This window comes from Paenibacillus sp. FSL A5-0031 (assembly GCF_001956295.1).
Classification (GTDB): Bacteria; Bacillota; Bacilli; order Paenibacillales; family Paenibacillaceae; genus Pristimantibacillus.
The window spans coordinates 243,267-268,975 of sequence record NZ_MRTD01000003.1; the positions used below are offsets into that span (position 1 = coordinate 243,267).

Consider the following 25,709-nt stretch of genomic DNA (forward strand, 5'->3'; position numbering starts at 1 on the left):
TTGTTTTAGCTCGTCATGTCTAAAAGAACATCATTACCTATTGAGGTGAAATTCACAATCACCATCTTATGGGAAAACGTATAACTATTGTTCCTCTAATGATAATAGGAAAGTAACCATACAGTCAAACGTGTTACATGACTATACAATTTTAGTGTCAATTTTCAATTTCGACAGAGCGTTTTCATGTGTTTCTTCTATATAACGCAATTTAGGTGACATGAAACGAGTGTGAGTCATAGTGATTTACGCTTTTAACTAGAAAAAGTAGGAACCAATACCTATATAGAGTGAAAATGCGAAGAATAAGGAGTTTCCGCTGACGATTTTGGGGTTGATTTGCCTCATTTCTTAACGTTCGTGTTAGATTATATGCCGAACGTTTGATTTTTTTTATAAAAATAGTTAAAACGTATTGTCAAATTGAGCACTACTGACTATAATGACATTAAGTCTTTCTTAACGTGTAAGGAAATATAACATTTAGGGAGTGGTCGTAATGATTAAGAAAACGATGTTAGCTTTAGGAATCTTCACCTTATTGTTCCCGGTAATGGCGTTTGCAGAGGATCCTTCCGCAGCAACGTTGAACATGGGTCTCAACTCTCTATGGGTTATGCTCGCATTCATTCTTGTTCTACTTATGCAAGGCGGTTTTATTCTTCTTGAAACAGGATCAACACGGATGAAAAATGCTGGTCACGTTGCTGGCAAAACAATTTTCACAACGGGTTTGGCAGCACTTATTTATTGGGCTTTCGGCTACGGCATCGCATTTGGCGGCGATAGCGGAATTAACGCATTGATCGGTTGGGGCAATTTCTTCTTCGATCCATCCCTAGCAGCTGGTGAAGGCGAGAGCTATCCTAGTACAGTATTCTTCTTATTCCAATTAGCATTTGCAGCGGTTTCGCTTTCCATAGCATGGGGCGGTTTTGCAGAAAGAGCTAAACTTTCAGCTTATATCGTATTTACCGTATTCTTTATTGCCATAATCTATCCTGTAGTAGCTCACTGGATCTGGGGCGGCGGTTGGCTGGCTGAAGATGGAGCGCAAGATTTTGCAGGCTCCACAGTTGTTCACTTAACGGGTGCGCTTGCAGCATTTGCAGCGACTGTATTACTTAAACCTCGTATTGGTAAATTTAACAAAGACGGCTCTGCGAATGAGATTTTGGGACATAACCAAGTATTCACAGCACTTTCTGTATTGCTTCTATGGGTAGGTTGGTTTGGGTTCAACGCAGGCAGCACGGTAGCGATTGGCGATGGATTTTTTGGATATGTAGCATTCAACACGATGCTTGGAGCAGGCGCAGGCGGCGTTGCAGCGCTTCTTATTTCTTGGGCAGTAACAGGCAAAGCTGACATTACGGCTATGCTGAATGGTACGCTAGCAGGTCTAGTTGCAATTACAGCTTCTTGTGCTTACGTCGCTCCTTGGGCGGCAGTCGTCATCGGTTTAGTAGCTGGCGTGCTCGTGTTCTACAGTGTGAAATTTTTCGAGAAAGTTAAAGTTGATGATCCTATCTATGCTCTATCTGTACATGGCGCGGCTGGTGTGTGGGGTACGCTTGCCAACGGTATCTTTGCAACACAAGAACTCGCAGATAAAGTGGGCGTAGGTACAGGCGGCTTGATCGACACAGGCAGCTGGAAGCAACTTTGGGTTCAATTCGAATCGGTAGTAGTCGTTGGTGCATTCGTACTCGCTGCATCATTCCTTATTCTAGGCATTATGAAGCTTGTGATGGGCTTCCGCGTAACAGAAGAGCAAGAAATTATCGGTCTTGACCTGAGTGAGCATGGAGCTTATGGTTATCCTGAGCAAATGAAAAAAGCTGGTCAAAACATTCAAGGCTAATAGAAGGAACGCGATGGACTGACCGAAAGGAGAGAGCGTCGCATGAGTGATCCGGTGCGATTGCAGCTGCTTAAGCAGATTGGTTCAGCTGATCATGTGGATAGGCTGCGAAACTTGCGGGATCAGGTTCACGAGCATATGGAGGCTCTTCTCCCAACGCGTCCAGTCGAACAATTTAATGAACAATTAAATGAGGTGCACGATGCGGTGATTCAGCGCTCGATTATCCTCGCAGAAGCGGAAATGGCACGGAGGGGGAATGGTTCTCCCCCCGTGCCTTACGCATATGTATTGTTCGGCAGCGGCGGTCGGCAAGAGCAAACTTTGTCAAGCGATCAAGACAGCGGAGTTGTCTATCAAGATCCAGTGGCTGATTCAACAGAAGTTAAGAACTATTTTTTGAATTTAAGTGCGCTCATTGTAAACAATCTCCAAAGTGTAGGTTACCCGCCTTGTGAGGGCAATGTGCTAAGCAGCAACTCCGATTGGTGTTTGTCCATTTCGGAGTGGGGCGTTAAACTGGGTGCTTGGTTTGAGGAGCCTGCGTGGGAGGCAGTGCGTTATTTGCTTATTATCGCTGATGGCCGCTGTATTTATGGTGATTATAAGCTCGTTGAACAGCTTAAAGAATTGTTTTTTATTGATATGCTTAACCACCAGATCATCCTGCAGCGGATGCTGGATAATACGCTACGGCATAAGGTGCTGCTAGGCTTTTTTGGCCAATTGCTAAAGGAGCAGTATGGCGAGGAAGCGGGCAGCTTGGATATTAAATATGGGGCCTATATTCCTATGGTTAATTCGATTCGGCTATTATCAATACAAGAAGGCATCCGTGAAACCTCTACGCTTGAGAGAATTAGAATGCTTGTAAAGGCAGGAAAGATGTCATCAGCCGACGGGGCTATTTATGATCAAGCTTTTCGGATTTTTCTCCGGCTCCGTCTAATGACGACTGAGAAAAATGCAGATGGCTTATATGCCAACAATGGAAAGCTGTCGAGCCATAAGCTTACGAAGGAAATGACGGATGAGCTTAAGAGTGGACTGCGTCTTGGCAAGAGGCTGCAACGAACGGTTTTTAAGCAAACAATGGGCAGGTTTACGTAAGGCGGTGGAGAAATGAAGGAACAAAAAGGCGTCGGTCGCATGTGGAACCTATACAAAATGGGAGGATTTACGCCTGCCATCGCTTCTATGCTAGGCTCGCAAAATGCGCAGCAAATGGCGTTTATTCGGAATGTCAATAAAGAGCAGCGCAAGCAGTCGATGTTCGATATGCCTCTTCGAGAGCTGGAGGTCATTGTTTTTGACCTTGAGACAACGGGCTTTTATCCGAATAATGGGGATGAAATTATTTCATTTGGCGCTGTATTGTTTCGAGATGGCGAGCTTGTTGAAAGTGAAACCTTTTATAGTCTCGTGAATCCTAAACGAAGAATTCCGAAAGCGATTGTCGAACTGACCGGCATTACGAATGAAATGGTACAAGATGCTCCTGATTTGATGCAAGTGCTTCATGATTTTATGGAGTTTGTCGGCAGAAGGCTGCTTATCGCTCATGCTTCCGGCCACGATAAGCAATTTCTGAACGCGGCATTGTGGAGAACGTCAAAGATTAATTTGAACCACAGAGTGCTGGACATGATGATGGTGGCCAAATGGCTGGAGCCCAATCTGGAAGGATACAGTCTCGATGATTTGCTTGAGAGCTGCTGTATTCCAATTACAGAGCGGCATCATGCTTTGCAGGATTCAATCATGACAGCAAAGCTGTGGCGGAACTATTTGACGCGTATTTTGGAACGAAATATTACGACACTCGGCGATCTGTATGCCTATTTAAGCAAGCACTAGCTGCAGTGGAATAAATGAACCTTCTGAGCGGCGATAGGGCTTAACGTCAGGCGATTTCATGTTCTCCAGTGAAACAATCCAATAGGAAAGCTCCGAAGCGGGCAGGAAACCGTCAGTGTCGCTAGAAGACGGAATAGCCTTTGTACGCGGATGCGAATGAAATAAGCCGACAAGCGTTTGTCGGTTTTTTTGCATGTCATAATAAGCAGCGGTCCACTCGGTCGGATCAAACGAGAACGAATGCATGGGATCTTTATGATTATTAGTTATGGGGATAACAATATCTATAATGGCTTCATTTTGATCAGCGGTAATGGAATGTAGGGATTGGCTGCTTGCCATAATGCCGCATGCCTCAAAAGGTTGAGCATCCGCACATATTTGAATAAGCCGCTCGAATGCCGATTTGGTTATGCAGCCACGCGTTTGGTGTGTTTCCAACACAATGCCTCCTTTTTATAATGCGAATGAATTAAGTATAACGAAATAGGCTTAAGTCCGCTAATTTCAACAAGGCTGAGTATGAATTATGCTCAACTTACCCATAATAGTCGTCAGAGAATAGATAAGAACCATTTCTTTAAAAATGACGTTTTGATGGCTAATTTGTCCTGTGTATTGAGCTTCTATACGGTGCATGATACCATGAAGCGATATAGGCATTTGAAAATGTGAAAAAAAGGATGGAACCTCATGAAACGTGTCGCAGCACTATTTACGATTGCGTTGCTGTTTGCAGGATTAGCTGTATTTCAATATAAAAATGATGACTCGGATTCAGCAGCGATAGCAGCCACTTCAGTTGATTTTAAGCCGAAAGCGGGATTTCAAGCGACAACCTTCAAACTTCCTGATCTTGATGAGAAGTCCTATGAAATAGGGGGCAAACAGGATAAACTGACTTTCGTTAATTTCTGGGCATCCTGGTGTGGTCCTTGTGAACTGGAAGCGCCGGACCTGCAGCGCCTGCATGAGCAATACGGGGAAAAAATTTCACTCGTTGGCGTTAATGCTACGAAATTCGATAAAGAACGGGCAGCTAGAGACTTTGTCAAAGAATATGAGTTCACGTTTCCAATCTTAATGGATCGGGTGGGCGATGTGACGAAGCAGTATAAGGTAGATACGTTTCCAACAACGTTCCTTATTGACAGCGAAGGTGTAATTAGAGAGCGGATCAATGGCGTCATTCCTTATGCGGAGTGGGAACGCATGATTGAGAAATGGATGTAGTCGGCAGCAACAACAAAAAAAGAGTCGAGCAGGCGTGAATAACCTGTTCGACTCTTTTTTTGTTGTTTTAATGATTGACGAGTCCCATGCGATCATGAGGATCAACGAGCGTGCTGTCAACCTTTACCATGTTAAGCAGGGCGTAACGAATACTGTCTACGAGAGCTTCCCAGCTTGCTTCGATGACGTTGTTTGATACGCCAACTGTGCTCCACGTATTGTTTAGTCCTGTCGACTCGATAAGAACACGTACCTTAGCTGCTGTAGCGTCCTTCTCGTCGATTACACGGACTTTATAATCGGATAGATGGATATCAACGATTTCCGGATAAAACTGCACCAGCGCCTTGCGCAGGGCGTTATCGAGGGCGTTGACAGGTCCATTGCCTTCAGCAGCCATATAAACTTGCTGGCCGCCAACGTTGATTTTTACAATCGCTTCTGAAATCATTTGGCCGTTTGTTTTTTCTACGAGCATTTTGAAGGATTCAACCTTGAACAACTCTTTTACTTCGCTGCCGAATGCTTCGCGAAGCAGCAGCTCCATGGAAGCGTCGGCGCCTTCAAATTGGTAGCCTTGATGCTCGAGCTCTTTAATTTGATCCATAATGAGCTTTGTTTTCTCATTATTTGCGTTGACGTCAAGTCCAAGCTCTTTCGCCTTGGATATGATATTGCTTTGTCCTGCGAGCTCAGAGACAAGTATTCGCTGTTTGTTTCCAACAAGCTCTGGTTGAATATGCTCATAGGTTTTGGAATCCTTCATAATGGCGGAGACATGAATGCCGCCTTTGTGAGCGAATGCGGCATTGCCGACATAAGCTTGACCAACAGGCATGTGAACATTCGCAATTTCACTGATATATCGAGCTGTACTCGTCAATGTGCGAAGCTTATCCTCTGGCAAAACGTCATAATTCATTTTGATTTGCAAGTTAGGAATGATGGAGCATAGGTTCGCGTTCCCGCAGCGCTCGCCGTAGCCGTTGATCGTGCCTTGTACTTGACGAGCTCCGGCTTCGATTGCTGCTAAAGAGTTTGCGACAGCCAGCTCACAGTCATTATGTGTATGAATGCCGATAGGGGCCGTTAGCTCCTGCTTCACGCGAGAAACGATTTCATGGATTTCACTAGGCAATGTGCCGCCGTTTGTATCGCATAGGACGAGCCAGTTGGCGCCAGCCTCCTGTGCTTTCTTCAAAACAGCAATGGCATACTCTGGATTGTTCTTGTAGCCATCGAAAAAATGCTCGGCATCAAACAAGGCTTCCATTTGATTTTGCTTTAGAAAAGCAATGGAATCAAAAATCATCGACATATTTTCTTCTAAAGTCGTTTGCAGGGCTGTATGTACATGGAAATCCCATGACTTGCCTACAAGCGTAGCAGCCGGAACACCGGACTCCACGATGCGAACAAGGCTGGCATCCTGCTCTGCCAAACTGTTTTTGCGACGAGTGCTGCCGAAGGCAGTAATTTTGGCGCTTAAATTGAAAGCTTTGATCCGCTGAAAAAACTCAATATCCTTACTGTTGCTTCCAGGATTTCCGCCTTCAATATAATGAACGCCCAACGTGTCGAGCTTCTGGGCAATTTTTAATTTGTCATCTGCCGACAGGCTGATCCCTTCACCTTGAGTACCGTCACGCAGCGTCGTATCGAATATAGATATGTTTTTTGTCATTAACGGGACGCCTCCTTCACTGAATGCCTTTTCAAATCATAATTTAGTATTATAACACTTGTCGCCTTGAAAGTAGAGGGGGCAAAAGGAATTTTTGTCAGCTCGCGCGTGCTTCGTTGACTTGACCCTATTGGAATTGTATGCTTGGGTGGATAAGCTTATGTAGGCTTATGGCTTAGGTTAGGCGGTGTGTTGCGCGATTATGACGAATACGAATGAGTTCTATCCGGCTAAGGGCCGAGTTATCATTCATTTAGATATGAATGCTTTTTATTGTTCCGTACATGAGGCTGAGGAGCCGGAGAAATATAAGGACAAACCAACTGCGGTGTCCGGCAGCGTTGAGCAGCGAAAGGGTATCCTCGTCACTTGTTCTTATGCAGCACGGAGCAGAGGGATAAAGACGGGAATGACAGTCAGACAGGCACTAACACTTTGTCCTGAGCTTATATTAATCAAACCGGACTTTTCATTATACCGTAAATATTCACATGGCTTTATGGCAATCGCTAGACAATATACGCCGCTCGTTGAGTCTGTATCGATTGACGAATGTTATATGGACATTACCGGTTCGAAAATGTTCGGCTCGCCGCTTGATATTGCGGCTTCGCTGCAGCAGCGAATCAAGTCCGAGTGGTCTCTTCCTTGTTCTATTGGTTTAGCTCCAAATAAGCTGCTTGCAAAGATGGCATCCGACATGAAAAAACCAAACGGGCTGACTGTGCTGCGGATTCGTGATGTGCAAAAGGTGCTTTGGGATAAGCCGTGCGATCATTTGTTTGGCATTGGCAAAAAAACGGCTGATAAGCTCAGCAAGCTGAATATTCGGACGATTGGCCAGTTGGCGGCATCGGAGGAAACGATGCTGAATAAGCATTTTGGCGTAGTTGGCTCTTGGATGAAATCAGCTGCCTATGGACTTGATTACTCTGAAGTTAACCCAAATCGGGAACGGAACAAATCGATCGGTCATACGACGACGCTTCCAAGCGATATTACGTCGCGGGACGACGTTTTCCGTGTGCTGCTTAATTTGGCGGATCAGACAGGTCGAAGGCTGCGAAGGCAAAAGATGGTCGCAACTACGGTTCAAATCACAATTCGCAAGCCGGATATGACGACGATTGCCCGCTCCCACACCCTTGCAGCACCTACGGAATCGAGTGAAGATTTCTATAGGGAGGCTTGCAAGCTATATGACCGGCATTGGAAGGAAGGCGAGCCGATCCGGCTGCTTGGCATAACGCTCCAGAACCTCACTCTGCTTGCTGAAACTGCCTTGCAGCTTGATTTGTTCAGCTACGAGAAGCAGCCGAGAAAAGAAGCGTTGACTAAAGCGATGGATCAGCTCCGCGACAAGTATGGAGAGGATGCTGTTTTGACGGCAGGAATGCTTGGTGATGATCCTTCAACCTTAATTAGGAATAAACGAATTCGCGGTACATCCTTGCAAAAGGACGATAGTTTGTTATATATTGATGAATGAAGCTTGACTGTACAGAGACGAGATTATTCCGTTTATTTATTTGGGAGGGGATTTCCATGGGTAAGTTTACTTGGGTTGAAAAAGATACGTGCATCGCTTGTGGAGCTTGCGGAGCAACTGCTCCTGACATTTATGATTATGATGACGAAGGTCTTGCAGAAGTTATTTATAAAGCTGACGGTAATACAGGCAACACTGAAATTCCTGAAGATTTGTTCGATGATTTGCAGGATGCAGCTGACGGCTGTCCGACAGATTCAATCAAAATTGCAGACGTTCCTTTTAATTACTAATTTTTGAGTGATGATAAAAAAGTTCCTCCCCGCTTTGCTATGCAGCGGTGAGGAACTTTTTTTTGTATATGCTGCAATAACAGAAATGGACTCGGGATTACAATCAAACTCCCTCCCTGCCGATATAGAGGTTATATACCACATGTCGGGAGGATGGGGGATGGACTCTCCGGAAGATATTTTTTATTTGAAGCAATTTGTAAAGCAGCACCCTGATAACCAAATGGGTTGGTATTTGTTAGGCAAGCAATACAAGCTCGCTGGCAAGGAGGGCAAAGCGAATTATTGCTTCCTGCAAGCTGGTGAGGTATACGATGCCTTCGAGCATGAGAGCCATCCGTTATCGGAAAATCAATTGCAGCTGCTTAAAGATTGGGATTTGCAGCAAAAGAAAAAAAGACGAGCTCGCAAATTAGGAGCATTAGCTCTATTGTTCCTGCTCGTTGCAGTGTTTGCTCCAGCTAGCACTTCCGTATTCAAGGAAAGGCCTGAGCAGCCCGAGCCTATAGCCTTAGTTGAAGTGAACCCAATTGGCGTTGTGTTTATACCTCGTAAAGAACGAAATCCAGTCGGCAGCGCATGGAACAGCCTCATTGCAGCCGGCAAGCAAGCACCTCTTCATACCATTGCAGCTCGCCTTGAGGAAGATGAGGGCTGGCGGAAATGGACAGGGAACACTAGACTGCTCATGTCCATAGAAAAAGAAAATGGAAGCAGTAAGCTGGATGTAACGATGTATGACCGCCTTACCTGCGAGTGTGAGCCTTCTGAGGCGAGCTCGGCAGCAGCACAATATAAGGAATGGAGCGTGCAGCAAGAGACGCACTGGACGCTTGCAAGCGGCATCTATCAATATGAGAAAAAATTTAAAAAGTGGCCGGAGAAGCTGGATGATCTTATTGGGCCTTATCCGAACAATGTTCTTTCCGGGGAACGCAGCGGTATGCGCTCTATGTTTCCTGCTGTATTGCGAAAGCTGAAAGCCGCGCAAGCACAAAAAAACCGTTCAATCCAAGAACAAGAACAAGCAGCAGGAAATCAGCAGCAAGAGGAAAGTGAAAAAAGAACGAGTCCGATCGTAGGCACAAATGGAATTTTGGATAAACAGTGGAGCCAGCCGCTAGAGGTCGTGGTAGATAAAGCGAGTTATCGACTTGCTGTTATTCAGGGGGATATCATTGTGCGCAGCTATAAGGTGGGCCTCGGAGGCGATGCAACGCCTGAGGGAAGCTTCTACATAAGTGAAAAGGTTAGAAATCCGAATGGGCGTGACGATGGTAACTTCGGAAGCCGAGGAATGACATTATCGAATACGCTGTACGCGATTCATGGAACGGATGAACCCGGCAGTATTGGCAAGGACGAATCACTTGGCTGTATCCGGATGGGCAAAGCTGATGTGGAGGAGTTGTTTGATATGGTGCCGCTAGGAACGGTTGTCAAAATAAAAAATGGGACGCTTCCGTCTAAGGTGCAGCAGCCAGCAGAACGTTTTCAGCTGGAGCCGCTCCAAAACGAAACCAATCCCTTGAAAATCTATAAATGGTTGACGTAGACCGCTTACGAAGTAAAAATAAGAAGCAGCGCGACAGCTACAACAACGACGCCGACGATTGAACCAATCCATACAAGCGCTTTTTTGTTTACTTCATCCTTCGGTTTCGCTTTGATTGTAGCCGGTCTTCTTTTTGGTGAACTCATCGTCAATCAACCTCTCTATTTCATAGTAATAAATAATATGATCTCATTGTAATCGTTTTCTAGACAAGCCGCAATACAATGGAAGCTTGCACCTTGCGTGCAGGCTCTTTTCTTTTTGCCGCAAAAAAGATAAACTGTCAGATAGAGCATACATCTAAGATCGGAGTGAGTAAGTTGATTTATTCTTCAATTTTAAAACCTATTTTTTTTCGAATGGATCCTGAGAGGGCCCATCATCTTGTGATTGACGGCTTAGCTGCCGGCGGTGTAGTTCCAGGGCTGAATGGTCTGATGAATGCGATGTATGGCGTAGCAAAGTCGCCTGAGCTTGCTACAGAACTATTCGGACTGCAATTCCCGCACCCTGTTGGACTTGCTGCTGGACTTGATAAGAACGGCAAAGCTGCGGACGGTTTCTCAAGCATAGGTTTTGGTTTTGCTGAGGTTGGAACGGTAACGCCAAAAGGACAAGCTGGCAATGAGCAGCCGCGATTGTTCCGCCTCCCATCAGACGAAGCGCTTATTAATCGGATGGGCTTTAACAATGATGGCACAGCGGCAATGGCAGAGAAGCTGTCACGACGCAAAATAAATAGAATCCCGATAGCGGTTAACATTGGCAAAAACAAAATAACGCCAAATGAACTTGCTCATGAGGACTATCAGACCTGCATACGCGAATTGTATACATACGGCGACTTTTTTGTCGTCAATATCAGCTCTCCGAACACCCCGGATTTGCGTGATTTGCAGCATGGTGAAGAACTAAGAAATTTGCTTACCGCTGTAAAAAAGGAAATAAACACGCAAGCGGCGAAAACAGGAGCAAAAGCAAAACCTGTTCTCGTCAAAATTGCGCCTGACATGACAGATGAACAGCTGGAGCTTACCGTTGCGACTATTATGGACAGCGGAGTTTCAGGTATAATTGCAACAAACACAACATTATCGCGCGAAGGCCTTCAGCATTCGAATGCTGGCGAAGCGGGCGGGCTCAGCGGCAAGCCGCTGCGAGAACGTTCAACGGAGGTCATTCGGGCGGTATATCGCCAAACCGGGGGCAAGCTGCCCATTATTGGCTCGGGCGGCATTTTTACAGCACAAGACGCATACGATAAAATCCGCGCGGGAGCTTCACTTGTTGAAATCTACACGGCGCTTATTTACAAAGGGCCTGGAGTGCTGCGAGAGCTAACGAGTGGATTAAAAGAATGTTTACGCAAAGATGGCTACCGCAATATTGCCGAAGCAGTTGGTGCAGATCACGTTTAAGAACAGGAGGCGGCCGGATGGACGGTAGAGACTGGAATCTTTTTTTACAGCCTTATGAACAAGCGGTTGAAGAACTTAAAGTGAAATTTAAAACGATGCGGGTCGAACTGAAGATACGAGAAGCTTACGCGCCGATAGAATTCGTCACCGGCCGGGTTAAGCGAATTTCTAGTATTCTGGAAAAGGCCAAGCGTCTCAAAGTCCCCTCGGATCAATTGGATACGGGTATAGAGGACATTGCAGGTATTCGCATTATGTGCCAGTTTGTGGATGATATTCACCGAGTAGCTGGCTTGATTCGCACGCGTAAAGATCTTTCCCTTGTATATGAGAAGGATTATATTACGAATTTCAAAGATAGCGGCTACCGAAGCTACCATATGATTGTTGAATATCCGGTTCAAACAGCACTAGGATACAAAATCGTGTTGGCTGAAATTCAAATACGGACGTTAGCAATGAATTTTTGGGCAACAATCGAGCATTCATTAAACTACAAGTTTAAAGAAAGCTTGCCTGAGGATGTGCGTGAGCGGTTGAAGAAAGCGGCTGAAGCCGCATCGCAGCTGGATACAGAAATGACCAGCATTCGCAAAGAGATTTTGGATGCGCAGACCGAATTCGAGGAGCAGTCCAACGTGGTCTCGAAGGTGCTTAAAGGCATTCAAGATTTGTATTTTTATAATCGGGTTCGTGAAGCTGCTCAATTTCAAATGAAATTTAACGAGAAATTTGAAAAAGAGGACTATCATGAGCTTAATCAGCTTTCGCTTGATATTCAAACAGCCATTGGGAAAGCTAAGAAAGCAAACCAAAGCTAGCATAAAAGCAGGCGTAAAACCAATGTGAATTGGATTTAGGATAGTTAGGCAAAATGAACATTGAAGACGACTTTCACTCCATTATAGAGTGAGAAGTCGTCTTTTTTTGTTGTCCAAGGGAGGTGGCGTCCATTCCATCATTTACAATAAACAAACGTTAAAATGACTTCTGTTTAACAATACAACCAATTAAAACATATATAATGCACATGAAACAAGAAAATAAAAGGAGTGATTGATTTGTTTTTTAAGTGGAGGAGAAGTTTAGCGGTTTTCATAGTTATGGCTGTTTTATGTTCCAATGCACAAGGGTTCATTCGATCAGCAAGCGCTGCCGATGGTGCGGTACAAGCACCTGAAGCATCTGTCGCTGGAGGACGTTACGAGGCTGCGATAGCGGTTGTATTAAGCTCTAAAACAAGTGATGCTAGCATTTATTATACACTTGATGGAACGCTGCCTAACGAGAAAAGCAAAAAAGCTGACAATAATCCAATCACGATTGCCAAAACCACAAACCTTAGCGCGATTGCGATAAAGGATGGCGTGGCGAGCAAGGCGGTAACGTTTGGTTACATGATTAAAACTAGTGAAAAGCCGCTGCTGCAATTTGTAGCGATGTCAGACGTTCATGTAGGCTCACGCACGACAGGTGATCCAAGATATGAAAGCTATTTCGATACTATCGCATCAATCTTCCCAAATCCTGATGCCATCCTGGTTGTGGGTGATATGATCAACGATAACGGAGGAGACAAACCGAACGATCATCAAATGGTAAGGGAAATTTTCCAAGCGAATCTTACTAGAAAAAATATGACCAATACAAAGATGCATGTTGCAATGGGAAATCATGACGCGACAGTTGCAAAAGTGAATGAGCATTATCCAGCGGATTGGTTCACATCACAAGCCAACGGCTATTATGAAACTCAAATCGGTGGTTATTATTTTTTCTTCTTGAACGGAAACAACTACAACTCGGATACAGGCCAGCGCAATTGGCTTAAGGGCAGATTGGCTGAAATTACGGCTGATCCATTAAACAAAAATAAGCCGATCTTTGTAGGCATCCATCAGCCGATCACAGGGACGGTAATGGACGGACAGCAGGCGTCGAATCCGAACCTTAACAGTGATCTGGCGGGTTACCCGCAGGTTATTACGTTGTCGGGGCACTCCCATCTGACCAACAGCGATGAACGCTCTATTTTCCAGAAGGATTATACGGCTCTGAATCTTGGCTCGATGTCGTACATTGAAGCAGAGCATGGCTACTCTGCTGTAACGAATGCAGGGCTTGTCAGCCGCTTTGAATTTCCGGTATCTCAGGCTGATTTTATTGAAGTGTATGCGGACCGGATTGAAGTAGATAGAATTGCTTTTAATGCAGATCCGGCAGATATTATGGATAATTGGACACCGGTTCCCCCATTCAACAGCGTCGGTACAATTGCTGGCGAGAAATGGGTTATTGAGCTGAAAGGCAACTCGATTCAAGAGATCAAAAGCAATTTCAAGTATACGAGTGCAAATCGCAATAAAGTAGCACCGCAATTTCCTGCTGAGATGGATCTGAAAGTGACGGATTTGGATGGCACGCCTATGCTGAGCTTCAATCAAGCGAAGGATGACCAAAACATGCATCATTACGAGCTGACGCTTACGAACAAAAGGACGGGTACGACCGCAAAATCGGTCAATGTGTTCTCCGACTATTTCTTTACGCCGATTCCGAATGCGATGACGATTCCACTGGACGGACTTGATCCGCAAACGACCTATAATGCGGTCATTTATGCCGTAGACAGCTACGGGAACAAGTCTAGCGCGATCCAGCATACATTCCGTACGGAAGGCACGCTGCCTGAGCTTACGCCGATTGACCCTGAAACGATGTGGAAGGACCTAGTCGTTGATATGAAGTTTGACGACAACTTAAACGATGATGCGAGCGGCGTGACGGGTTCGGCTGTATCACGCGGAAGCGTTGCGTACGTGCAGGGCAAATCAAATAAAGCAGCGTACATTCCGGCAGGCAATGCGAATTATATCGATATGGGCAGCCGCAGCGATCTGAAGTTTGGCAGTGGCAGCTTTACGGTATCGTTCTGGCATACAGGCAATTTATCTGGTGATCAGACGGTCATTTCTAATAAAAACTGGAACAGCGGCAAAAACGTCGGTTGGTATATCGGACCTGCTGTAGCCAATGCTATGACGTTAAACATTGCAGACGGCACGAACCGAATGGATACTTCGGCGGGTAGTGTTGGAAGTGAATGGCACTTGTTCACGGTCACCGTCGACCGAGCAAACCAAGTTGGCAAAGTGTATGTCGATGGGGTGGAGAAGGCCTCTAAAGAGATGACTGCACTTGGCATGAGCAGTGTTGACACAGCTTTTAATACGATTATTGGCGCGGATGGCAACAAAGGGAACGGCGGTGCCAATGTTACGATGGACGATTTGAAAATTTGGAAACGGACGCTCACTGCAACGGAGATCAAAGCGTTATCCGATTCCTACAAAATCATTCCTGCCTATACGTATGAGCAGCTTAACAAGTTGAAGGTTGATGCTTCGGCCTTTGATGCTGCCAGTGAAAGTGTTGTAGGCGTCACCTATTCCGCTGCCAAGATGATGGAGCTCCGTTCTGCTTTAAGCAGCGCATCGGCGCTTACTCCTGAAAGCCCAGTTAACGAAATCGATGAAGCTTATGTGAATCTTATGCTCGCTTTGGAAGCGGCAAAGGAATCTGTGACTTATCAGTTCCTATCGAAATCGGCATTTGCAATCGAATCATTCAGCTCTTATGCGGATAATGAAGATGCATTTGCATCAAATATTCTTGATGGTGATTCGGCGACTATCTGGCACTCCAAATGGGAAGTTCCCGCGGCAGATTTCCCTCATTGGGTTATTATTGATTCAAAAAATAGCCATAGCTTGAGCGGCATTCAAAGAACAAGCAGAATGAATCAAACTGCGCTGGAATTTCCGAAAGACTTTGAGGTATACACATCTGATCGCTTGTCAGATCTAAGTGACGCGGCGTTCCTTGCGAATGAAGCCAATAAAGCGACAGGTACCTTCGGCAAATCGTGGACAGGCAGTACGTATAAAGACTTTACACCGCTTAACAAAACGATTTCCGGCAGATATATCAAGTTTGTGGTAAAGAGCACTTATAATGCAGCAGGCACCTTTACGAGCATGAGTGAAATTGATTTTACAGGTACCGTAAAGGACAAGCAAACGGAAAAAGCCAGCTTAAAAGGTGAAACGAAAGTAACAGTGGGTGGTTCCATTGCGCTTACTTACGGTCTAGAAAACGTAGTGGGTTCCGTTATGGCAGAGGACATTACGATTGAATACGATCCTTCCAAGTTGACCTTTGTTTCGGCAGTATCCATGGATGAAACTAAATTTTTGATTCCAGAAACGAAGGATAAGGATGGACAAGTAAGATTGATTGCAGTCCATTTGAATGAAGCACAGACGAATGCGAATGGGGATTGGATGAAGCTCACATTCCAAGCTAAGGCAGGAGCTCTGGCAGGCCCAACTCAAATTACAGTGAAAAAAGCAGTATTATCCGACAGTGTGGAGGAAGTAACAATAGCGGGCAATTCACATGCCCTTGAAGTTATTAATATCCCTGGCGATTATAACAATGATGAGAAGGTAAGCATCGTTGACTTAGCAATCCTCGTGAAATCATATGGTGCGAAGGAAGGCGACAGCAACTGGAATGCAGTTAAATCTGGGGATTTGAACAACGACAAGGTCATTGATATTCTCGATCTCGTATTAATGGCCAAATTAATCGTTGACTGGAGCAAATAAGAAAGAATAAGTAAATAAAGCCTTAGCTGCATTACATGTATGAAAAAAAGAAGCTGTCCAGCAAGGTCGGAGTAGACCTTGCTGGACAGCTTCTTCAACTTATACAGCAGACGAGCGTTAACTAATCTGTTGATTTTTTTGGTTTATACAGCTTATCGATGGCTGCACGTATTTCTTCCTTGGTCTTGCCTTGCTTGCTTAAGGCGATTACTTCTTCCATCTCTTTCTTACAAATGCCGCAGCTGGTACTGTGATTGGTCCATGTTACAGCGCCCTCGTCCGCAGGATGTTCGGCAACGTAGCAGCGCAGAAGCGAGTCATGCGGGGTTTCAACTGCTAACCCATCTGAACAACCGCAATAACAAGTGATACCGCTCATAATGTCGGCGTGAGCATGGACTCCTTTATATAGCTCGCTCGTATGCGGCGTATAGTCCGCTAAAAAACCAGGCAGCTCATCATAGGATGCTGTTGTTTGCCATGTTTCGGAACCGTGTTGATGCTCAGCGCCTGCCTTCTCGTCGTTCGCTAAGCCGCATGCGGTGAGCAAAGTAATAAAAGCGAATGCGAGCAGCAAAGCATACATGATGCTGCGAATGCGTGAATTTTTTTGCTCCTCCGTAATCTGCTCAGCCGTTTGGCGCTGACGCTTCATCATTTGGTTTCAGCCCCCGAATATTTATTGAAAAACGCTCTGAAATCATCTAGTTTGTAGCCGGTAGTTCCTTCTTCAGCAAGTCCGCCCTCTAGCTTGTCAATTTGAACGCCATCTTTGAAATAAGCAAGTGTAGGCGTAAACTCGACATTATATTTGTTGAAATAGCTAGGGAATTCTCTTAAGTTGAATTGCGGAAGGTCAATTCCGAGCTCATCAACAAGCGGCATAAGCTGTGGCGTCGTTCTTTGGCAATGCGGACAATCAGAAGCGAATAGATAAACGAAGAAATCTTCCTTATCGGCCACTTTCTTGTCTAATTCAGCAGGCAAAATGATATTCTGATAGTTAGGATCATTAAGCAGCTTGCGTGTTTCTGGGTTCAGCTCGGAGAGGGGCTTGTCATATACGGCGTTTACTTTGCCACTGTTGTTTAAAACGGTAATAAGACCGAATAAAATAACAACGATACCGATATAGACGTAAATCATTTTCAATTTCTTTTTCTTCTTCATGTAAGCAACTACCTCCGAAACAGGTTTAAGTGGACAAGCTATGAAAGAACAGCATGTCCTTACTTAAATATATTATATAACAAATCCGTATTGGTATGTAAGAGCTTGAGCATCAATGTCATACAACATTCGGATTTAGAGAATGAAAGGAAATAGATGGATAAAATGTTGGATATTACTGATTATCTGATCTGGCGTTAATTGCTTGAGGATCTTGCATGGCATCTCTCTGTTCAATGTATAACGAATGATCAGAAATGCCATAGGTTTTAACTATTTCCTGTATTTTTCCCATAGCTGCTTCTTCACTGCTATAATATCCAGCTTCGACAAAGTAACCCCCTTGTTGATCTTTGAGCGTTCGTACTCCTTCAAGACCTGCTAACATTTCTTCGTAGATGCCTTGCGCTTCTCCGAATGGGGAAGAAACGGTACGAAGCGAATAAACGGTGGGAAGATTAGTTTCTGCAGAGTCCAGCTTTATCGTAAGAACAACTTGTGCCGGTTCTTTATATTCCTTGACCTCGTAACTTATATTGTTCTTAAAAGTTATGTTAAAGCGAACCAGCGAATCGTCGAGCGAAATTAATGGATAAGCGTCCGTGATTAAGCTGCTGTTCTTTAGCTCAGCTAAGTCCTTCTCCGCTGAGAATTGTCTAACCCCGCCAATTGAAAAAGTCATCGTATTAGGATACTCGCTATAGTTGACGCTAAACGAATTCGTCATTTGCTGGTCTTTATTGTTTTTCTGAAAATGAATGACAATATGCTCAAGATCGCCTTTCTTCTCCAGCGAAATGACATTAATAGCAGTGGAGTCCGTAATTGTACCGCCGCCTGCGCTTCCTTTGTAAAACTGCAAAGTACGCACGAGTTGGCCAAGACCCGGTATTTTTTCTAAGCTGCTAGCGAAAGCAGGCATCGTATTAATGCTGATTGTAAAAAGAATAAAGAGGGCTGCTGCACCAGCAACTACACGTTTAACCCAGCGGATTGATTTTGCTTGTTTCGTGCGCTTGCGCTCGATTTTGCCTCTTTGAATAGCTGCATTGGCAACGGCAGCAAGCTGATCGGGAATATCGATTTCATTATATGTTTTTTTAAATAAATCCATTCGGTTACTCATCGTCTTCCCCCTCGTTTAGGTGAATATTCAGCTTTGCTAAAGCCCGGTAGACGATCGATTTCACCGAGCTTAACGGCATATCGACAATTTCGGCAACATCTTTTAAAGGCAAATCTTCAAAATACCTAAGGATGATCACCGTTTTGGACTTCTCGTCAAGACTGTTGAGTGCCTGTTGCAGATCGATTTGTTCTTCGGTTCGTTCAGGAGCGTAACCAGCCTCATAATCATTGTCGATATAGACTGTTTTTTTCGCTTTTCGAATATATTCAAGCGCATAATTGACGGCGATCTTTGTTAGCCACGTATGAAAGTATTGCGGCTCACGCACTTTTTTGACAGAAATAAAGGCGCGATATATGGTTTCTTGTACAATTTCGAGAGCATCGTCCTTGTTGCGAACATATGTATAGGCGATTCGGTAGAGCCGATCCTGCCGACTCGCGATCAACTTGGAGAAGCTTTCGTCATCACCGGCTATCGCTTTTTTTACAAGTTCAATTTCATTTGAAATGGCGGTCGGCCTCCTTATGAGTAATAGTCGTTCTCTAGTTATGCTCTCCCACACGATTCCAATCATACTGAACCTTGCCCCAGTCAGGTGCGCCGATAGAGGCTGTTCCAAAACCTGCGGCAAGCACTTTTTCGCCATGTTTTAGGGTATAATTATAGGTGCCCTCTAAAAGTCTCGCCTCGCCCTTTAAGGAATAATCGACGGATACAGGAGTGATCATCAGATTGCGAAATGATTCGTTGTCGACGTTTTTGCTGCTTGCGTACATCGTTAGCGGCATGATGACTTTGCGAACTTGTTCGCCGCTCTCTTGATCAATTTCATATAGCTCGATATGGAGCGGGATGTCGAGTGACAACTTATTTACCGGAACGATAATGGTCTGATTCACTTTGCCCCATTCCGGTCCGCCTAAAGAAGCCGTTCCAAAATCAGTCATGATGATTTTATCACCCTGCTTGATTGTGAAATGGTAGGTGCCTTCAAATAGGCTTGCTTCGCCCTTTATTTCAAATACTAAACTTTGCTTTGCTGCTTCAATGTTGCGGAACGAGTCGTTGCTAATGCTTGTCTCGGGCTGTTTCACATGCTGCTGCGTTATTTGGTTTACGTTATCCTTGGCTTGAACGATGCTGCGGTCGTTGACTGAAGTCGTCATCAACCCGATAAGGGATGCCCCGGCAATGACTGAGGTTACGACTGTACCTATTACTAATTTATTCATATGAATAATCTCCTTATGGCTTTTCGCCGTGTATTATTTGTGATAAACGTTTGTTGTTGTGCGCTTCATGTAGGTTATATAGGTTAGATGAGCGAGATGGGCGAAAAGACGCAAGGGAATATATTCCATTAATTAGCTGCGGACTGCGACCAACTTTTGTATAATGAATAGCGTTTCGGAGCTTGTCTAACTTTTCAACAATATTAATGACGCTTCATTATTCTGTGCGTTGTATAATGAATCCTTAAGCTTTGTGTACGAATGCCTCGGCGAATGCTGAGAGGCTATTTATTTGGCAGGAGGAAATAGCATGAACGGCAATTTGCCGCGTAATTTCACAGAAAAAATGGAAAAACTGCTTGGTGATGAGTTTGATAGCTTTATGTCTTCGTATGATGCTCCCAGAGTATACGGTCTTCGAATCAATCGATTAAAGCTAGATGTCGAGCAATGGAAAAAGCTATCTAACATGGGCGAAGAGGTGCGTGAAATACCTTGGGCACCGGATGGTTTGTATTACAAAGAGGGTGAACGGCCAGGCAAACATCCGCACTATCATGCGGGGCTCTATTATATTCAAGAACCGAGTGCGATGGCTCCTGTAGAACTGTTGGACGTTCAGCCTGGTCAACGCGTACTTGATCTATGCGCGGCTCCTGGAGGCAAATCGACGCAAATTGCAGGGAAGCTGCAAGGAAGCGGAGTGCTCGTCACGAATGATAACGCTAGAGAAAGAACAAAGGCTTTGGCCAAGAATATAGAGCTTGCCGGTGTTCGCAATGCTGTCGTGCTTAACGATGAGCCCGCAGCAATTGCCGCTGTTTTTCCACAATGGTTCGATCGTATTCTCATTGATGCCCCATGCTCCGGCGAGGGCATGTTTCGCAAGGATGATTCAATGATTGCAGAATGGGAGAAGCACTCGATTGAAAAATGCTCCTTTATGCAGCGCGATATTATGCAGCATGCCGCAGCGATGCTGGCACCTGGGGGGAGAATGGTCTATTCGACATGCACGTTCTCGCCGGAGGAGAATGAGCAGCAAATAGCTCAGTTTTTAGCCGACCATGAAGATTTTTTTGTTGAAGCTATTTCTCCTCAGCATGGCTGGAGGTCAGGCAGAGCGGATTTAGCAGAAGGCATGGCGCAGCTTGATGCTGAGCGTCTGCAATCCATTCAAGGAACGGTAAGGCTATGGCCGCATTTAATCGAGGGAGAAGGCCATTATGCGGCTGTCCTTAGACGCAGCGGGGAGCGGACTAGCATCATTGAAGAAGAGGTAGTGGTTGCTGCTTCTGTAAAGAGTAAGAGCGTCCAGTCTGCTGGAGGAAGCTTGAAACGTGAAGTCGTGCCAAGCAGCGGGAAAAGACAAGAAAAGAAACAAGATCATAGGGATGAGCGCCGAGCAGCTAAACGGCAAACGAGAAATGATTGGGCCAACGCTGGATTGGAGCGCCCTGCAAACAAGAAAGGAGCAGGGAGTGGTCGTGATGGAGCCGCGATGAACCTTTCTGAAGAAGCAAGTCCAATTGAGCTGTGGCACCAGTATGCAGATCAATTTGCGATAAATGCACGAAGCTGGCCAGGGCGTGTTGTTGCCTATGGTTCTCGCGTATATATTCAGCCTGTCGAACTGCCATCGCTCGATGGCTTGCGCGTAGTTAGAGCTGGCTGGTATGTAGGTGAAGCTTTTCGAGGTCGATTTGAACCGTCACACCCGCTAGCCATGGGGTTAAAGCCAGATGAAGCCGTGCGCTCCGTTAATTGGAGCTCGTCTGATGAGCAGACGATTCGATATCTCAAAGGGGAAACCTTGTTTGTTGATGAATCGGAACTAACGGTGCATGCTGGCGCCCCCTCAAAAGGGTATATATTAGTTTGTACAGACGGTTTCCCCTTAGGTTGGGGGAAATATGCCGCTGGAATGATCAAAAATGAACTGCCTGCAGGATGGAGATGGATGTAGAATGAGTAATCGTATTCGAATTGACAAGCTAATCGCCCATATGGGACTGGGTACGCGCAGCGAAATTAAACGAGCTGTGAAGCTCGGCATGGTTGTTGTCGATGATAAAGTAGTGAAAGACAGCGGACTAATCGTTGACCCTGATACAGCAAAGGTTTATTTTGACGGCGCACCTGTAGTGTATCGTGAAGTCGTTTATTTCATGTTGAATAAGCCGCAGGGCGTTATTTCTGCAACAGAGGATAGTCGTGAACGCACAGTAATCGATTTACTTGAGCTCAGCGATCGGCAGCGAGATCCATTTCCAGTCGGACGACTGGATAAAGACACGGTTGGCTTGCTGCTGCTGACGAACGATGGGCAGCTTGCTCATGAGCTGTTGTCTCCGCGCAAGCATGTTGCGAAGACCTATGAAGCATTGGTGCTTGGCGATGTTGGCGAAGAAGACAAGCAGCTTTTTTTGGCTGGCGTTGCATTAGACGACGGGTATGTTACGATGCCGGCTGAGCTACACATCAAGAGTCGTGAACAAAGGGATGATGAAATATTTTCGAGTATCTCCCTTACCATTATGGAAGGTAAGTTTCACCAAGTGAAAAGAATGTTTGAAGCTGTCGGCAAAAAGGTCGTATACTTGAAAAGAGTATCGATGGGCCCGCTTAAGCTTGATGAAACCCTTGAAGAGGGCTCCTATCGGGAGCTGACGGAAGAAGAACTAGAGCTTCTGCGCTCGCATAAACGGAAGACGGATTAGACATTGTATCTAGTGTTTGCTGTAATTAAGAGATAGAGAGAGCACTTACAGAGTTTGGAATAGGAGTGGAGACATGAGCCTTAATTATGACTTAATTGCTTTAGATGTAGATGGGACGCTGCTTACAGATGATCATGTGCTGACGAAAGCTATTCGTGAGTCGGTGCATGAAGCTGCCAATCGCGGAGCTCAAATCGTGTTATGTACTGGGAGAGGACCATCTGGCGCTCTTCCTGTGCTGAAAGAGCTTGGACTTAGCGGGACAGTGATTACTCATAACGGAGCAGCAACGATTAATGCGGATGACCATTCCGTTGTTCACCAATTCGATATGGTACCTGAGCATTTATTGCGTTTTATTCAATATTGCCGCGAGAATGGCATTCATTTTGATTTGAATACTGCGTTTGAAATGATGGTCGAGAGCATGACGCCGGAAGTGGAAGCAATGTATGGCCATTTTCAAGCTAAACCATCGATTCATGATTTCCGCCTGGGCTTGCCTAGCGGCCTTGTGAAATTTACAGTTTTCGGAACGAAGGATCAGATGGATGTCGTACAAACGGAATGGTCGGGATGGCCTAAGCAGCTTCATTCGATTCGGAGCGGCGACTTCTTTATCGATGTGCATCATATTGAGGCCAATAAAGGAAAAGCGTTGCAGCAGCTTGCTGCAATTAAAGGCATTGATCGCAGCCGAATTCTAGCAATTGGCAATTATCATAATGATATAACGATGCTTCAATTTGCGGGCATGGGCATAGCAATGGGCAATTCCCCTGAGGAAGTGAAGCTGGCAGCTAATGCAGTTGCACTTTCGAATAGCGAGGATGGCGTGGCTAGAGCGCTTTATGAGCACGCTTGGAGCTAATTAAACAAAAGGGCTGTTTCAAAAGTGAAAACTTTTGAAACAGCCCTTTTTCTTTGGGATGATTGTAATAGAGCTCAAGTTGGTAAGAGTCAAAGATATTGCTTGCGAATTTAATGTTAACCCACACGAATCTATTTTTTTAAGAATAATTATAGCTATGGTTCAAATCGAAGCTATAGTGGAAAGGAAGAATGTAATTGAGATTGATCAAAAAAAGGATAAAACAATGCAGCTGCAAATCTTCTAATAATGCCAATCTCCTTTGAAATCCACGCCTGCATTGAAATCCAATCAACTACATCCAATGTGCGAAATAATGTTATAGCTATTTTCACTCACCATGCTCACACCTTTTATGAAAAGCTTCCTAATATTTATCCCGGATATACGAAAACTAAATTTTACGTTTGCGGATGCAGCGGCGCGTATGCCAATGCAATTCTACTAGCTGCGGCAGAGGATATTATGAGGCGGCATTGACTATCAATAATAATCAGTATGATTTAACGGTTAACGAAGTAAGATCCTGACGGAATGATATAGAAAAAGAAAGAGCGGTCAGCACGAGGAATAAGTTCCTGTGTTGACCGCTCTTTCTTTTAAAGTTGTTTACCGATTGCGTCCGCCGCCACCGCGCGGTTTGCTCGAAGAGCTTCCGCCACGCGGGCTGTTGCCGCGACCGCCGGCAGGTGAGCCGCTGCGTCCGCCTGACGATGATTTGCCGCGCTTGCCTGTTCCACGGCCGTTTTCATGCTCATTTAGTGTTTTCGCTTTGAAATCACTGCGTGCTGCTTCCCAAGGGCTATCCACCTTGGACGAGGCACGGCCTGCTACATGCTCTGCGCCGCGAGGACTGCCGAAGCCGCCGCTGCGGCTTGCACCACCGCGAGCTGAACCGCCACGACTCTCGGAGCGTTCGCCACCGCGAGCTGAACTTCCACGATTTTCGGAACGGTCACCGCCGCGAGTGGAACTGCTGCGGCTTTGGGAACGGTCATTGCCGCGAGCGGGGCTTGCGGATTCGAATCGATCTCCACGATTAGCTGACCAGCCTGTGCTCTCGCCAGCTGCTTCGGAAGCTTGACCGCGAATCTCAGCTGTTCTGCCTGTACGTTTGCCAGCATTAGGACGAACGGTCTCGCGTTGGCCTCTGCGTCCGCCGGGCTTCGCATTGCGATCGCCTTGAGCAGAACGGTCACGACCGCCGCGGCGTCCACCCTCGGATGGCTTGCTGCTTCCGCCGCGTGTACTGCTTTTGCCAGCTGCACTGCGTGTTCTCTCAGGACGATCGGCGGATTGTGCGCGTACAGATGTTTCGTTGCCTTCGTTGTCAATTGCACGGCGCGGAAGCTTAGCATTTATGCTTTGTTCAATAAGAATCAAATGGTTTTTGTCATAAGGAGTTGCGAGTGTAATGGCTGCGCCATCTTGCCCAGCGCGACCCGTTCTGCCAATACGGTGAATATACAGCTCGCCGTCTTGTGGAACGTCGTAGTTGTAAACATGGGTAACCCCTTCAACATCGAGTCCGCGTGCAGCAACGTCAGTTGCTACAAGCACTTGCAGTCTTGCATCTCTGAAGCGCTTCATTACTTGCTCGCGCTTCGCTTGCGTAAGATCGCCGTGCAGCTCATCCGATTCGATGCCGATCTCTTGGAGTTCCTTGTTTAATTTTTTCGCGCGAACTTTAGTCCGGCAAAAAATAACGGCCAAATAGGGCTGATGACGCTCAAGCAAATGCACGAGAGCTTGCTGCTTGCTTCTATCCGTTGTTTCATAGACGATTTGTGTAATGCTGTCGAGTGTGACGTTAGTACTGCGTACCCGAATATCGACAGGCGTCTTCATATAATCAGCAGCCAGCTTGCGAATAGCATCAGGCATTGTAGCTGAGAACAACATCGTTTGACGAGCTTTCGGCGTTTGTGAAATAATGCTTTCTACATCTGGCAAGAAGCCCATGTGAAGCATTTGATCCGCTTCATCGAGAACAAGCATTTGCAGCTTGCCTAGGCTGACGGTTTCACGTTTCATATGATCGATTAGACGACCAGGTGTGGCAACTACGATATGGGGCGAGCGCTGCAGCTTGCGAATCTGAGCATCAACGTCTTGGCCGCCATAGGCAGCAAGCACGCTTACGCCAACAGCGGGCACAAGTTTTTTGAGCTCGCTCGTAATTTGAATCGCAAGTTCCCTCGTTGGAGTTAATATGAGAGCTTGGACTTGTTCTTTCTCTATATTAATACGTTGCAAAATAGGCAAAGCAAACGCAATCGTTTTGCCTGTGCCCGTCTGAGCTTGTGCAATAACATCCTGCCCGTTGAGCAGAAGTGGAATCGCTTGCTTTTGAACCGGAGTCGGCTCGATAATTCCATCATGGTGGAGCAATTCGCTTAGCTTGGGAATTATACCCAAAGCGTTAAATGCGTTAGACATTAATACATTTCCTCATTTCGTTTACATCTTTTGATGTTAAGTATAACAGCTGTCCTTATAATGTGCATCTTTACTTTGCTTA

22 protein-coding genes are annotated in these 25,709 nt (G+C 45.5%); 13 read left to right on the plus strand and 9 right to left on the minus strand.

The genetic code is table 11. The annotated features are described in order from the left end of the window. The first annotated feature begins 499 nt into the window (after positions 1–499). From BK120_RS07350 to BK120_RS07360, 3 genes are read left to right on the plus strand one after another with little or no spacing between them, the layout of a single operon-like run. Positions 500–1,864: an ammonium transporter gene (locus tag BK120_RS07350; RefSeq protein ID WP_076266834.1), complete on the plus strand. Its 1,365-nt coding sequence runs from the start codon at positions 500–502 to the stop codon at positions 1,862–1,864. Between the two features lie 42 nt (positions 1,865–1,906). Beyond that, the gene (locus tag BK120_RS07355; RefSeq protein WP_076266835.1) at positions 1,907–2,974 is read left to right on the plus strand and encodes a DUF294 nucleotidyltransferase-like domain-containing protein; all 1,068 of its coding nucleotides are present in this window, start codon (positions 1,907–1,909) and stop codon (positions 2,972–2,974) included. 12 nt (positions 2,975–2,986) lie between these two features. After that, complete coding sequence (locus BK120_RS07360) at positions 2,987–3,721, plus strand: 3'-5' exonuclease (RefSeq protein ID WP_076266836.1); 735 nt, start codon at positions 2,987–2,989, stop codon at positions 3,719–3,721. Here the strand turns inward: BK120_RS07360 and BK120_RS07365 are convergent. Beyond that, complete coding sequence (locus BK120_RS07365; RefSeq protein ID WP_076266837.1) at positions 3,707–4,162, minus strand: M67 family metallopeptidase; 456 nt, start codon at positions 4,160–4,162, stop codon at positions 3,707–3,709. The two genes, BK120_RS07360 and BK120_RS07365, sit on opposite strands and share 15 nt — an antisense overlap. A 252-nt stretch (positions 4,163–4,414) precedes the next feature. On the opposite strand from BK120_RS07365, the gene BK120_RS07370 reads away from it, so the two are divergent. Then, positions 4,415–4,954, plus strand: a complete 540-nt coding sequence (locus BK120_RS07370; protein WP_076266838.1) for a TlpA family protein disulfide reductase — start codon at positions 4,415–4,417, stop codon at positions 4,952–4,954. Between the two features lie 67 nt (positions 4,955–5,021). Here BK120_RS07370 and cimA read toward each other — a convergent pair whose 3' ends face one another. Continuing rightward, entirely contained in the window at positions 5,022–6,638 is a 1,617-nt protein-coding gene (gene cimA, locus BK120_RS07375; protein ID WP_076266839.1) for a citramalate synthase, read from the minus strand. A gap of 202 nt (positions 6,639–6,840) precedes the next feature. Here cimA and BK120_RS07380 point away from each other — a divergent pair, with 202 nt between their 5' ends. The 3 genes from BK120_RS07380 to BK120_RS07390 all read left to right on the plus strand — a co-directional run bounded on the left by BK120_RS07380 (position 6,841) and on the right by BK120_RS07390 (position 9,975). Further along, entirely contained in the window at positions 6,841–8,127 is a 1,287-nt protein-coding gene (locus tag BK120_RS07380) for a DNA polymerase IV (RefSeq protein ID WP_076266840.1), read from the plus strand. A gap of 56 nt (positions 8,128–8,183) precedes the next feature. Continuing rightward, on the plus strand, positions 8,184–8,420 hold the full coding sequence (locus tag BK120_RS07385; protein WP_053376893.1) for a ferredoxin: 237 nt from the start codon (positions 8,184–8,186) through the stop codon (positions 8,418–8,420). A 160-nt stretch (positions 8,421–8,580) separates the two neighbouring features. Then, on the plus strand, positions 8,581–9,975 hold the full coding sequence (locus BK120_RS07390) for a L,D-transpeptidase (RefSeq protein ID WP_076266841.1): 1,395 nt from the start codon (positions 8,581–8,583) through the stop codon (positions 9,973–9,975). Between the two features lie 5 nt (positions 9,976–9,980). Here the strand turns inward: BK120_RS07390 and BK120_RS35170 are convergent, their stop codons facing one another. Beyond that, positions 9,981–10,121 (minus strand): hypothetical protein, encoded by a 141-nt coding sequence (locus BK120_RS35170; RefSeq protein ID WP_179089760.1) that lies wholly within the window; start codon positions 10,119–10,121, stop codon positions 9,981–9,983. 174 nt (positions 10,122–10,295) lie between these two features. Between BK120_RS35170 and BK120_RS07395 the strand changes: the two genes are divergently transcribed. The 3 genes from BK120_RS07395 to BK120_RS07405 all read left to right on the plus strand — a co-directional run bounded on the left by BK120_RS07395 (position 10,296) and on the right by BK120_RS07405 (position 16,063). Continuing rightward, the gene (locus BK120_RS07395; protein WP_076266842.1) at positions 10,296–11,393 is read left to right on the plus strand and encodes a quinone-dependent dihydroorotate dehydrogenase; all 1,098 of its coding nucleotides are present in this window, start codon (positions 10,296–10,298) and stop codon (positions 11,391–11,393) included. A gap of 17 nt (positions 11,394–11,410) precedes the next feature. Then, the gene (gene yjbM, locus BK120_RS07400; protein WP_076266843.1) at positions 11,411–12,214 is read left to right on the plus strand and encodes a GTP diphosphokinase; all 804 of its coding nucleotides are present in this window, start codon (positions 11,411–11,413) and stop codon (positions 12,212–12,214) included. A gap of 282 nt (positions 12,215–12,496) precedes the next feature. Beyond that, complete coding sequence (locus BK120_RS07405) at positions 12,497–16,063, plus strand: LamG-like jellyroll fold domain-containing protein (RefSeq protein WP_076266844.1); 3,567 nt, start codon at positions 12,497–12,499, stop codon at positions 16,061–16,063. Positions 16,064–16,184: 121 nt separating this feature from the next. On the opposite strand, the gene BK120_RS07410 is transcribed toward BK120_RS07405, so the two are convergent. The 5 genes from BK120_RS07410 to BK120_RS07430 form a co-directional block, all read right to left on the minus strand. Then, on the minus strand, positions 16,185–16,721 hold the full coding sequence (locus BK120_RS07410) for a PCYCGC motif-containing (lipo)protein (RefSeq protein WP_083681712.1): 537 nt from the start codon (positions 16,719–16,721) through the stop codon (positions 16,185–16,187). Next, positions 16,718–17,233 (minus strand): thioredoxin family protein, encoded by a 516-nt coding sequence (locus BK120_RS07415; protein WP_076266845.1) that lies wholly within the window; start codon positions 17,231–17,233, stop codon positions 16,718–16,720. The genes BK120_RS07410 and BK120_RS07415 overlap by 4 nt, the downstream gene beginning before the upstream one ends. 175 nt (positions 17,234–17,408) lie before the next feature. Next, positions 17,409–18,359 (minus strand): DUF4179 domain-containing protein, encoded by a 951-nt coding sequence (locus BK120_RS07420; RefSeq protein ID WP_076266846.1) that lies wholly within the window; start codon positions 18,357–18,359, stop codon positions 17,409–17,411. Beyond that, on the minus strand, positions 18,352–18,939 hold the full coding sequence (locus BK120_RS07425) for a sigma-70 family RNA polymerase sigma factor (protein WP_083681714.1): 588 nt from the start codon (positions 18,937–18,939) through the stop codon (positions 18,352–18,354). The genes BK120_RS07420 and BK120_RS07425 overlap by 8 nt, the downstream gene beginning before the upstream one ends. Beyond that, entirely contained in the window at positions 18,908–19,597 is a 690-nt protein-coding gene (locus BK120_RS07430) for a Gmad2 immunoglobulin-like domain-containing protein (RefSeq protein ID WP_076266847.1), read from the minus strand. Before BK120_RS07430 ends, BK120_RS07425 begins: the two co-directional genes overlap by 32 nt. Positions 19,598–19,907: 310 nt before the next feature. Between BK120_RS07430 and BK120_RS07435 the strand changes: the two genes are divergently transcribed. The 3 genes from BK120_RS07435 to BK120_RS07445 all read left to right on the plus strand — a co-directional run bounded on the left by BK120_RS07435 (position 19,908) and on the right by BK120_RS07445 (position 23,188). Continuing rightward, positions 19,908–21,563, plus strand: coding sequence for an RsmB/NOP family class I SAM-dependent RNA methyltransferase (locus BK120_RS07435; protein ID WP_076266848.1), 1,656 nt, complete (start codon positions 19,908–19,910; stop codon positions 21,561–21,563). 1 nt (position 21,564) lies between these two features. Continuing rightward, complete coding sequence (locus BK120_RS07440) at positions 21,565–22,317, plus strand: 16S rRNA pseudouridine(516) synthase (protein WP_076266849.1); 753 nt, start codon at positions 21,565–21,567, stop codon at positions 22,315–22,317. A 73-nt stretch (positions 22,318–22,390) separates the two neighbouring features. Next, positions 22,391–23,188: a Cof-type HAD-IIB family hydrolase gene (locus BK120_RS07445; protein ID WP_076266850.1), complete on the plus strand. Its 798-nt coding sequence runs from the start codon at positions 22,391–22,393 to the stop codon at positions 23,186–23,188. A 609-nt stretch (positions 23,189–23,797) separates the two neighbouring features. On the opposite strand, the gene BK120_RS07455 is transcribed toward BK120_RS07445, so the two are convergent. Further along, positions 23,798–25,627: a DEAD/DEAH box helicase gene (locus tag BK120_RS07455; protein WP_076266852.1), complete on the minus strand. Its 1,830-nt coding sequence runs from the start codon at positions 25,625–25,627 to the stop codon at positions 23,798–23,800. Between the last annotated feature and the right edge of the window lie 82 nt (positions 25,628–25,709).

Coding starts and splice junctions, on each gene's coding strand:
- BK120_RS07350 (WP_076266834.1), top strand. CDS start 500: ATGATTAAGAAAACGATGTTAGCTTTAGGAATCTTCACCTTATTGTTC.
- BK120_RS07355 (WP_076266835.1), top strand. CDS start 1,907: ATGAGTGATCCGGTGCGATTGCAGCTGCTTAAGCAGATTGGTTCAGCT.
- BK120_RS07360 (WP_076266836.1), top strand. CDS start 2,987: ATGAAGGAACAAAAAGGCGTCGGTCGCATGTGGAACCTATACAAAATG.
- BK120_RS07370 (WP_076266838.1), top strand. CDS start 4,415: ATGAAACGTGTCGCAGCACTATTTACGATTGCGTTGCTGTTTGCAGGA.
- cimA (WP_076266839.1), bottom strand. CDS start 6,638: ATGACAAAAAACATATCTATATTCGATACGACGCTGCGTGACGGTACT.
- BK120_RS07380 (WP_076266840.1), top strand. CDS start 6,841: ATGACGAATACGAATGAGTTCTATCCGGCTAAGGGCCGAGTTATCATT.
- BK120_RS07385 (WP_053376893.1), top strand. CDS start 8,184: ATGGGTAAGTTTACTTGGGTTGAAAAAGATACGTGCATCGCTTGTGGA.
- BK120_RS07390 (WP_076266841.1), top strand. CDS start 8,581: ATGGACTCTCCGGAAGATATTTTTTATTTGAAGCAATTTGTAAAGCAG.
- BK120_RS35170 (WP_179089760.1), bottom strand. CDS start 10,121: ATGAGTTCACCAAAAAGAAGACCGGCTACAATCAAAGCGAAACCGAAG.
- yjbM (WP_076266843.1), top strand. CDS start 11,411: ATGGACGGTAGAGACTGGAATCTTTTTTTACAGCCTTATGAACAAGCG.
- BK120_RS07405 (WP_076266844.1), top strand. CDS start 12,497: ATGGCTGTTTTATGTTCCAATGCACAAGGGTTCATTCGATCAGCAAGC.
- BK120_RS07410 (WP_083681712.1), bottom strand. CDS start 16,721: ATGATGAAGCGTCAGCGCCAAACGGCTGAGCAGATTACGGAGGAGCAA.
- BK120_RS07415 (WP_076266845.1), bottom strand. CDS start 17,233: ATGAAGAAGAAAAAGAAATTGAAAATGATTTACGTCTATATCGGTATC.
- BK120_RS07420 (WP_076266846.1), bottom strand. CDS start 18,359: ATGAGTAACCGAATGGATTTATTTAAAAAAACATATAATGAAATCGAT.
- BK120_RS07425 (WP_083681714.1), bottom strand. CDS start 18,939: ATGATTGGAATCGTGTGGGAGAGCATAACTAGAGAACGACTATTACTC.
- BK120_RS07430 (WP_076266847.1), bottom strand. CDS start 19,597: ATGAATAAATTAGTAATAGGTACAGTCGTAACCTCAGTCATTGCCGGG.
- BK120_RS07435 (WP_076266848.1), top strand. CDS start 19,908: ATGAACGGCAATTTGCCGCGTAATTTCACAGAAAAAATGGAAAAACTG.
- BK120_RS07440 (WP_076266849.1), top strand. CDS start 21,565: ATGAGTAATCGTATTCGAATTGACAAGCTAATCGCCCATATGGGACTG.
- BK120_RS07445 (WP_076266850.1), top strand. CDS start 22,391: ATGAGCCTTAATTATGACTTAATTGCTTTAGATGTAGATGGGACGCTG.
- BK120_RS07455 (WP_076266852.1), bottom strand. CDS start 25,627: ATGTCTAACGCATTTAACGCTTTGGGTATAATTCCCAAGCTAAGCGAA.